This window comes from Roseibacillus ishigakijimensis, assembly GCF_016595415.1.
GTDB classification, from domain to species: domain Bacteria; phylum Verrucomicrobiota; class Verrucomicrobiia; order Verrucomicrobiales; family Akkermansiaceae; genus Roseibacillus; species Roseibacillus ishigakijimensis.
Map to the genome: position 1 here is coordinate 1 of NZ_JAENIO010000094.1, position 1,486 is coordinate 1,486.

Genomic DNA, 1,486 nt, shown 5'->3' on the forward strand with positions numbered 1-1,486 from the left:
CAAAACCATCGAAACAATCAAGAAAACCCACCCCAAACTCTGTGAACAGTTTTCCTAAAAATCACTTGTCAGTTGGCCTCAGTGGTTTGTTCTGCCTATTCTGGTTCAGCTTGTCCGGCCGCAGGATTAGCTAGCGCCTGATTGATAGAGCGCCCAAACGCAGAACCATTACTAGCGTCAGGCCCTACACCTTCAGAGGTTGCACTATAACCCGGTGGTCCAAAAAGACGATTCACCTCAAGACCAACCCTTGAACCTGCGGCGGCGAAATCCTCAAGCCACTTCAGAGCAGCTTCTTCTCTACTATCGATCGAAATCAAACTGAGCATATCCTCTCCAGTGGGCTCTGTGTTCTTGTGGCCCTCGTCAATTAGTCGACGTAGGCGAGCCTTCTCCTCATTCGACGGCGGCTCTAACTTCTGGAGAGAGTCTGCCACTTCGGACCACTCAGACAAAATCAAATCCAGCTTAGGTTTTGCGGTATCGAAGCTAGCCTCATCTCTAACAATAGATACAAGACGCTGAAATCTTATCTGCCCCTCTTGGAACTTCTCAATCTCCTGATCATAGATATTCGAAGTCGAGTTCGCCGCGTCTGGGAGGTCAGCAGGCTCCCTACACCCCACGAAAATGCATAAGAAGAATATTGTTAAAAGGTGCCGCATCGAAAATTTCAGCAGAACGTCTCAGCACACCCAATCCGACCGACTCAGCGCGCTTTCGATAGTTCTACCACCTTCCCTCCTCCCGTCAACCCCCGACTCGCCAGCGCGGTCGGATTTGTGGTGCTGCGCATTGTTCGACATTTTGAGTCTATTCGGAGTCTCTCTCAATTGTTGGCAGCTGCGTACTGCCGTCTAAGTGAACCACTAATTGATAACGTCTCTTCGTCGTGTAAAGAAGTTCGCTCTTTGTGGATATTGTCGTGTAATAGAAAGAAACCAAATAGAACCATTCGTCGTATCCCGAATCTTCTCCAAAATTTGTGAGACAAATTCTACTCAGTGACCATTTCTCTCCATCATTTCCTTCCAATTTTGGAAGTTTAGACCGTGCCAATGACAATGCCTTTGTAACTGAAAGAGGAAGGGCCGCTCCTTCCTTCCACATAGCAGCTTCAGGGAGTGTGCCTGCTCGGACGACTACAGAACCGTAATCCGACTGATACTCCAGAGAGCTAATACCGGAAGGAAGAAGCCTTTCAGTTTCCTCGGGGTAAGCCTCCTCAACTAGGAAAGCGCACAACACAGAGAGAACTGAGGTAATCTTCATATTTTCAGTCGAACAGTGTTTATTAGTATGACGATGCTGCGATAGGAGCAGGACGGTTTTTGGTTCCAGGCGCTTTTTTGGCGGGCGTGGGGGGCTTGGTCTCAATCATTTGTGAAAACTTCTGATTCAGGAGGCAAATTACTGGTTCCCCGAATTTTTTACAAGCTGAAAAGAATCGTTATCGATTGCTTGAGCGATCCATAAATTTTGGATC

The 1,486-nt window shown here is 47.7% G+C and carries 2 protein-coding genes; both read right to left on the reverse strand.

What is annotated here, in order from left to right; translation table 11 throughout:
- Nucleotides 1–95 precede the first annotated feature (95 nt).
- Nucleotides 96–665: a hypothetical protein gene (locus tag JIN78_RS16685; protein WP_200393134.1), complete on the reverse strand. Its 570-nt coding sequence runs from the start codon at nt 663–665 to the stop codon at nt 96–98.
- Nucleotides 666–813: 148 nt separating this feature from the next.
- On the reverse strand, nt 814–1,272 hold the full coding sequence (locus JIN78_RS16690; protein ID WP_200393135.1) for a hypothetical protein: 459 nt from the start codon (nt 1,270–1,272) through the stop codon (nt 814–816).
- Nucleotides 1,273–1,486 lie beyond the last annotated feature (214 nt).

Excerpts from the sequence above, each read along its gene's own strand:
- JIN78_RS16685 (WP_200393134.1), bottom strand. The coding sequence starts at position 665 with ATGCGGCACCTTTTAACAATATTCTTCTTATGCATTTTCGTGGGGTGT.
- JIN78_RS16690 (WP_200393135.1), bottom strand. The coding sequence starts at position 1,272 with ATGAAGATTACCTCAGTTCTCTCTGTGTTGTGCGCTTTCCTAGTTGAG.